This is a genomic window from Roseovarius sp. MMSF_3281, from assembly GCF_030733685.1.
In the GTDB taxonomy this organism is placed as follows: Bacteria; Pseudomonadota; Alphaproteobacteria; order Rhodobacterales; family Rhodobacteraceae; genus Roseovarius.
Genome location: NZ_JASHIM010000022.1, coordinates 62,781 through 70,486, shown reverse-complemented (window position 1 = coordinate 70,486; position 7,706 = coordinate 62,781). Strand labels below are relative to the sequence as shown.

At 60.4% G+C, this 7,706-nt stretch carries 6 protein-coding genes; 4 read left to right on the top strand and 2 right to left on the bottom strand.

Annotated features, from left to right (window positions below; translation table 11 throughout):
* Together hemB and RBB32_RS17705 are read left to right on the top strand one after the other, a co-directional pair.
* The coding region (hemB, locus tag RBB32_RS17710) for a porphobilinogen synthase (protein WP_306154618.1) at positions 1–971 on the top strand (971 nt) is incomplete at its 5' end.
* A gap of 125 nt (positions 972–1,096) precedes the next feature.
* Positions 1,097–1,657, top strand: a complete 561-nt coding sequence (locus tag RBB32_RS17705) for a YSC84-related protein (protein WP_306154617.1) — start codon at positions 1,097–1,099, stop codon at positions 1,655–1,657.
* Between the two features lie 152 nt (positions 1,658–1,809).
* On the opposite strand, the gene RBB32_RS17700 is transcribed toward RBB32_RS17705, so the two are convergent.
* Positions 1,810–2,079, bottom strand: a complete 270-nt coding sequence (locus tag RBB32_RS17700) for an usg protein (protein WP_306154616.1) — start codon at positions 2,077–2,079, stop codon at positions 1,810–1,812.
* Positions 2,080–2,323: 244 nt separating this feature from the next.
* Between RBB32_RS17700 and gyrA the strand changes: the two genes are divergently transcribed.
* Both gyrA and RBB32_RS17690 read left to right on the top strand, forming a co-directional pair.
* Positions 2,324–5,044: a DNA gyrase subunit A gene (gyrA, locus tag RBB32_RS17695; RefSeq protein WP_306154622.1), complete on the top strand. Its 2,721-nt coding sequence runs from the start codon at positions 2,324–2,326 to the stop codon at positions 5,042–5,044.
* Between the two features lie 163 nt (positions 5,045–5,207).
* A complete protein-coding gene (locus tag RBB32_RS17690) occupies positions 5,208–5,948 on the top strand; it encodes a hypothetical protein (RefSeq protein ID WP_306154615.1) in 741 nt (246 codons plus the stop codon).
* 216 nt (positions 5,949–6,164) lie between these two features.
* Here RBB32_RS17690 and RBB32_RS17685 read toward each other — a convergent pair whose 3' ends face one another.
* Entirely contained in the window at positions 6,165–7,136 is a 972-nt protein-coding gene (locus RBB32_RS17685; RefSeq protein ID WP_306154614.1) for a polysaccharide biosynthesis/export family protein, read from the bottom strand.
* Between the last annotated feature and the right edge of the window lie 570 nt (positions 7,137–7,706).

Below are 7,706 nucleotides of genomic sequence, written 5' to 3'. Positions count from 1 at the left end.
CCACCCGCCTGCGCCGCACCCGGCGCAGCCCCGCCATCCGCGCCATGGTGGCGGAAAACGGCCTTACCTCCGGCGATCTGATCTGGCCCGTGTTCGTGCGCGAGGGCGATGGCGTGGAAGAACCTGTGCCTTCAATGCCCGGGGTCGTTCGGCGCAGCGTCGACAAGGTGGTCGAGGCCGCGAAAGAGGCGCATGCGCTTGGCATTCCGGCGATCTGCCTGTTTCCCTACACGGGCAGCGAAAACCGCACCTCGGATTGCGCCGAGGCCTGGAACCCCGAGAACCTCTCGAACCGCGCCACCCGCGCGATCAAGGCCGCCGTACCGGATATCGCGATCATGACCGACGTGGCGCTCGACCCTTATTCCGACACCGGGCACGACGGTTTCGTCGTGGATGGTCAGATCGTCAACGACGAAACCGTCGAGGCGCTTGTCAAACAAGCGCTCAGCCAGGCCGAGGCCGGCGTCGATATCATCGGCCCCTCGGATATGATGGACGGCCGGATCGGCGCGATCCGCTCCGCCCTCGAAGGCGCCGGCCACCGCGACGTCCTGCTGCTCAGCTATGCCGCGAAATACGCCTCGGCCTTTTATGGGCCTTTCCGCGATGCGGTGGGCGCGTCGGGCGCACTCAAGGGCGACAAGAAAACCTACCAGATGGACCCGGCGAATACCGACGAGGCGCTGCGCTGCGTCGCGCGCGACCTTTCCGAAGGGGCCGACATGGTCATGATCAAACCCGGCATGCCCTACCTCGATATCTGCCGCCGCGTGAAAGAGGCATTCGCCGCCCCCACCTTCGCCTACCAGGTCTCGGGGGAATACGCGATGATCATGGCCGCGGCGCAAAACGGCTGGATCGACGGTGACCGCGCGATGATCGAAAGCCTGATGGCCTTCAAGCGCGCAGGCTGCGACGGGGTTCTGACCTATTTCGCCCCCCAGGTCGCCCGCACCCTCAACGGCTGATCCCTGCGCAAAGCCTTGCCACCGCTTGACAAGGTGCGTGACAGCGCAAAATGCGCTGCTATACTGCGCGCAGACCGGCGTTTCAAAAGACCGGCCCCATAGTCAGGCAACGAACAGGCAAAACCATGAACAGCTTTTCCCGTCGCGCATTCACCCTCGGCGCGCTCGCCAGCACCTCCGCCATTGCCGCCTGCGGCAACGGCGTCGGCAGTCGCGGCCCCGAGAAAATCGACGCCCGTGTCGATACCACGCTGAACTATCTTTATACCAATTACCCCAACACCCGCGATCTGGCCGAGAAATCCACCGGCATGCTGGTCATGCCGCTGGTCACCGAGGGCGGGCTCATCGTTGGCGGCGGGTACGGCCGCGGTGCCCTGCGGATCAACAATGCCACGGTTGATTACTACTCGGCCACCAAGGGCAGCGTTGGCTTGCAAATCGGCGCACAGCAATTCGCCCATGTGCTCTTTTTCATGACCCAGAACGCGTTGGAAGGCTTCCGTCGTTCCTCGGGCTGGGCCGCAGGTGCCGATATCGAGTATGTCTTCAAGGACAAGGGCGAAAACCTGCGGGCCGAAACCACCACCTCCACAGCGCCCGTCGTGGCGGTCATCTTCGGCCAGGCCGGCGCGCTGGCCGGGGTTTCCCTGGAAGGCATGAAATACACCCGGATCATCCCCTGATCCGCGCGCGCGATCACGGCGCGTTAGGCCCCCTTCTTATTTTTACAAATATCCTGGGGGAGCGTTGAAAATCCCTGATTTTCAACGTGGGGGGCAAAGCCCCCCGCCCCCGGCGACGCGACAAGCGGCGCAATCCCTTGTCTCGCATCCTATCAATGCAGGGTGAATTCCCCCACCACGTTACGCCATTCACCGGGGGAGATCATTTTGCGGTGGCTGAACTTGACCGAATGCAGCGGTCCGTCGATCTCGTCCTGCCAGAACTCGATGAACTTGAACAATCGCGGGTGGTCCGGCGCGATATCGTAATCCTGCCAGACGAAACTGTTCAGCACATGCACGTAATCGGGCATGTGATAGAAGAATTCCGCCGTGGTCAGGCCATACCCCTTCAGCATCATTTCGGTCTCGCTCATTTCCATTTTTCTGCTCCTGTTGAACGTCTTTTGGGCCATACGCCTGTCCATGATGCCGCAAGAAAATTACTTTTCAATAAAAACAACATGTTAGCAGCCACCGTTCCCGGCTGCCACAACACCCATATGTCAGGCATTGCACCCCATATCCGGCGTCTGATATAACTGTGGCAACAAAATATAGACCCTCAAAAACAGGACGGGCCACAAGGTGAGCGACGACAGTCAACCCCCTGAAAACACTGACGAAATGACGCCTGAGCGCCCGGAGCACGACGGGCCCAGCATTTCCATCGCCGACGAGATGAAAACATCCTATCTCGACTACGCGATGTCGGTCATCGTCAGCCGTGCCATCCCCGACCTGCGCGACGGGTTGAAACCGGTGCACCGGCGCATCCTTTACGCCATGCATGAAACCGGCAACACGCATGATAAACCCTACCGCAAATCGGCGCGGCCCGTGGGGGATGTCATGGGTAAATACCACCCCCACGGCGACTCGGCCATTTACGACGCGCTGGTGCGTATGGCGCAGGATTTCTCGATGTCCCTGCCGCTTCTGGATGGGCAAGGCAACTTCGGCTCCATGGACGGCGACAACCCCGCCGCCATGCGCTATACCGAGGTGCGGATGGACAAGCCCGCCGGTGCCCTGCTGGCCGATATCGAGAAAGACACCGTCAACTTCCAGGATAACTACGACGGCAAGGATCGCGAACCCAGCGTCCTGCCCGCCCGCTTTCCCAACATGCTGGTCAATGGCGCGGGCGGTATCGCCGTGGGCATGGCCACCAACATCCCGCCGCACAACCTGGGCGAGGTGGTGGATGCCACGCTGGCCCTGATCGACAATCCCGATCTGAGTTCCGAAGAACTTATCGACTACGTCCCCGGCCCCGATTTCCCCACCGGCGGTATCATGCTGGGCCGGTCGGGTGCGCGCAAAGCCTATCTCGAAGGGCGCGGCAGCGTCATCATCCGCGCCAAGACCCGGGTCGAGGAAATCCGCAAGGATCGCTATGCCATCGTCATCGACGAGATCCCCTACCAGGTGAACAAGGCCTCGATGATCGAGAAGATTGCCGAGACCGTCCGCGACAAGAAGATCGAGAACATCGCCCACGTGCAGGATGAATCCGACCGTCATGGCGTGCGCGTGGTGGTCGAACTCAAGCGCGATGCAACGCCCGACGTGGTGCTCAATCAGCTTTTCCGCTTCACGCCCATGCAAACCAGCTTTGGCTGCAACATGCTGGCGCTCAATGGCGGCAAGCCCGAACAACTGACCCTGCGCCGTTTCCTCACCTCCTTCATCGCCTTCCGCGAGGAGGTTGTCGCCCGCCGCACGGCGTTCGAGCTGCGCAAGGCCCGCGACCGTAGCCATATCCTGTGCGGCTTGGCCGTGGCCGTGTCGAACGTGGACGAGGTCGTGGCGACCATCCGCGCCTCGGCCGATGCGTCTGAGGCGCGCGAGAAACTGATGACCCGCCGTTGGCCCGCCGGTGATATCCTCGAATATATCGCCCTGATCGACGACCCGACGCACAAGGCCAACGAGGACGGCACCTATAACCTCAGCGAAACGCAGGCCCGTGCCATCCTTGATTTGCGCCTGCAACGCCTGACCCAACTGGGCGTCAAGGAAGTCACCGACGAGTTGCAAGAGCTTGCGGGCAAGATCAAGGAATACCTTGCTATTCTTGCCAGCCGCGAACGCATCATGGGTATCATCGCCGACGAGGTGCGCGAGGTGCGCGAACAATTCGCCGTGCCCCGCCGGACCGAGATTGTCGATTGGTCGGGCGACATGGACGACGAAGACCTGATCGAACGCGAAGACATGGTCGTGACCGTCACCCAGGGCGGCTATATCAAGCGCACGCCGCTGGCCGATTTCCGCGCGCAAAAGCGCGGCGGCAAGGGGCTGTCGGGGGGCGGTTTGAAAGACGACGACGTGGTCACCACGCTGTTCGTCGCCAACACCCACACACAGCTTTTGTTCTTCACCACCGAGGGCATGGTCTACAAGCTCAAGACATGGCGCTTGCCACTGGGCAGCCGCACGTCAAAGGGCAAGGCCATCGTCAATATCCTGCCCATCCCGGCGGGCGTTTCCATCGCCGCGATCATGCCCGTCGATGCGCCCGAGGATCAGTGGAACGACCTGCAGATATTCTTTGCCACCACGGCGGGCGACGTGCGCCGTAACGCGCTGTCTGATTTCACCAATGTGAAGCGCAACGGCAAAATCGCGATGGAATTGCCCGACGGGGTGGAACTGGTCAATGCCCGGATCTGCACCGAGGATGACGATGTCATGCTTGTCACCAATTCGGGCCGTGCGATCCGCTTTGCCACCACCGATGTGCGGGTTTTCAAGGGCCGCAAGTCCACTGGGGTGCGCGGTATCAAGCTATCGGGTGACGATCGTGTCGTTTCCATGTCCGTCATCGGCCATTTCGAGGCCGAGGCCGCCGAACGCGCCGCCTATCTGAAGATGCGCCGCCAGATGGTCGGCGCGGATGAACTGGAAGGCACGGACGACGATGAAGAGGCCCCGGCAGGTGACATTTCCAGTGAACGGTTCGAGCAAATGCATGCCGCCGAACACCTGATCCTGACCATCACCACGGATGGTATCGGCAAGATTTCCAGCAGTCACGATTACCCCACGCGCGGACGCGGGGGCCAAGGCGTAAATGCTTGGTCAACCAAGGCAAATGCCACGCTTGTCGCCTCTTTCCCGGTCGATCTGGACGATCAGATCATGCTTGCCACCTCCAAGGGGCAGTCGATCCGCGTGCCGGTCGATGGCATCTCCTTCCGCTCGCGCAGTGCGGGCGGCGTCAAGGTGTTCAACACGGGTAAGGGCGAAAAGGTTGTCAGTGTCGCCTGGATCGCCGAAAAATCCGATGAGGGCGAAATCGAGGCCGAGGCGCCCAACGAAGGCGCCACGCCGGGCGAATAGCAGCGCCCTGCCTTGATGTTGCCGTAATTTGGCCCCGAACTTCCATGGTTCGGGGCCATTTTTGTCACGCTTCTCGACCATCCCGGCATGGCCTTTTGCGTTCAAGGGCCCTGTCAGTTTTCGCAGTGTCGCAAGATCACGTTCGCTATGGAGCCATCCATCTATGGATCGCAGAAACCAGCGTTGGATCAATCACACCGGGCTCAACCTGATCCGGATCGTGATCGGTTCCTATTTCATGGCCCTGTCCCTGAACCTGATCGACGGTGTCGATCATCGGGCCATTTTTCTTTCCATGATTGATCCGCAAAAGGCAAACTTGTTGGGGACTGTTCTGTTATTCGGATGCGCCGTTGCGTTCATGGCCGGCGTCGAATTGCGGCTGAGTTCGTTGATGCTTGCCATGTTTGTCTTGTGCTCAAGCGTTATTGACAACTTGCTGCATTTCCATCCCGGCGATATCTCGCATTTCTGGCGTGATCTGGCGCTTACTGGCGGTATCTTGTTGAGTTACTCCACCCTCAAACCTGCCGACCTGCGCCGCGCATCGGTTGTTGGGCGGCGCTATGTATCTCGGGTGGTGAAAGACTCTGCATCCATCTCGCCCCGGCGCGTGACGCCTTTGAGGCATGCCAAAAAGCAAAAGGCTTTCTCGCGGTCCCTGCGTTCGCTGTTTTCAGCGACCGGCCCCGTTAGAAGACGCCCACAGCCCATTGAACAAGACGATCGCGAGGTCCCTGCAGACACGACCCATCGGCCGCAGGCCCTTCCGCGAACAATGCGGCATCGCGTTTCCAAGGCCGGCAAGGCGCGCCGTGACAGCCAAGGTTCGCACGAGGCCAGCCCCATGACCAAGGCAGATGACCCGGACGACGAGGTCTTTAACATCTTCGCCGAAGGCTAAAGCGTCAGCCCAAGACCAACCGGTGCACGCACCCCGCCTGCCGCTGAAGGCTCAGGCGAAAGGCGCGGACCGCTTTAGCACCAGCGGGCCACCATCAAAGCCATGCTTCGCTTGGGATACCGCCCCGGGGGGTCAAGCACCGTCAAAAAGCCCCACCCCGCCGAAGGTATCAGGCGGGGTGGGTTGGCCGTTCTGAGGCCTGCCAAGCAGGCGTTATCAAAGGTTATTGGCGCTGCTTGACACACCGATCACGGTGCCGAACAGGCCGATGATCGTCCGGGCCGCATTGATCGGCGATTCAGTGGCCAACAGGGTGTCATCCGGATTGATCTGAAAGTTCCGAGCGGCAAACAGGCCATCGGCACTGGTCAAATCAATGGTAAACACAACCTGCTGCATATCCGGCCCGGCCCATCCTGGCTTGAGATCGTTGGCCTTGTATTCACGCAGGATCAAAACCCCCTTGGGGTTCGCGCGCGACGCTTGCAACCCCCCCATGGCGGAAAGAGCCTCCATCGCGGTCATATGCTCTTTCTCGAAGTACAGCAGCGTCTGGTTGCCCGCGGCACCGAGGACATTGAAACTCCGCTCATCTTCCACCACGGCGATTTGGTCGCCACCGCGCAGGCGCACGTTGCGGCGCGAATCTTCCAGCAGGTTGCTGACCCGTGTTTCATAAGTCTTGCTGCCGCGTTGCAGGCGCAAAAGCGGGTTGCGCAGGCCACCCTGAATGCCGCCCCCCTTGGCGATCGCGCTCAGGATCGTGGTGTTTCGGCTTTCAAGCGGGTAACTCCCCGGCGCCTGCAGGCCACTGACAAGGTCAATTGAGTTGTTGCGCCCTTCCGACACCGAAACCTGAACCTGCGCCGAGGGGGAAATATCTTCCAAACTGGCCTGAATGCGGCGTCGCGCCGCATCCGGGCTCAAGCCCCGAACACTCAGATCACCGACATAGGGCAGGAAGACCTTACCATTGGCGCTGACGTCCTGCGGCGGCAATTCCACCATGTTCGATCCCGGCGGAGACAGCAGGGAATTGTTCTCGGACTCCCAAACGACGATGCTCAGCATATCGCCGACCTGAATGACGTTGGAGTCCGGCCCGTGATCGCGTCCGAACCAATGGTACTGTCCGTCCCACCCGGTTACGGGCCATTGCGCCAGCGCCGGGACAACATTGCGCGTCACCGGCACGACTTGAAAACTCGGATCCTCTGATTCCTGTTCGTTCAAAACCTCAGACTGAATTGCCGCGCCGCGCGGCAAACTGCACCCGGCAATAAGCAGAAGTACACCGAAAGCAGCCAAGAGTGATGACGCACGTCGATTGCTCAACATGAAAGGTCCCCCATTTTCTACTTCCTAGCCCGGTCCGCCCCACGGTGACAATTGGAATCTCGGGATGAGCCGCGATGTGTTGCCATGCCAGCGCAAGCTGCACGCCCCAAGCGCCGGTCAGAACGGGTTTTTGACGGATTTTTCCAAGACGCACTGGTTCGAAGGGTGACCACGGGTCAGCAGCCATCGCCGCACGACCGACGCGAATCATCCGAACCTGCGCTCAACACTTCGCCTAAATCGCGAACACACCAGAACAACCCTGGGTGGAGCCGCTCTTATTTTAGGCATTTTTGAGCAATATTTTTCGCGCTCGGAAAAAGAAGCTTGTGAAGCCGCCAAGCAAGACGCTAAACCTTTGCGTGCACCGTAGACCATGTAGTTTGTGTGTCAGGTGCGGTTTGGTATCTTCAATGTGCC

What these genes read in the sequence shown, in the direction of transcription:
- RBB32_RS17705 (WP_306154617.1), top strand. Translation starts at nt 1,097, where the DNA reads ATGAACAGCTTTTCCCGTCGCGCATTCACCCTCGGCGCGCTCGCCAGC.
- RBB32_RS17700 (WP_306154616.1), bottom strand. Translation starts at nt 2,079, where the DNA reads ATGGAAATGAGCGAGACCGAAATGATGCTGAAGGGGTATGGCCTGACC.
- gyrA (WP_306154622.1), top strand. Translation starts at nt 2,324, where the DNA reads ATGACGCCTGAGCGCCCGGAGCACGACGGGCCCAGCATTTCCATCGCC.
- RBB32_RS17690 (WP_306154615.1), top strand. Translation starts at nt 5,208, where the DNA reads ATGGATCGCAGAAACCAGCGTTGGATCAATCACACCGGGCTCAACCTG.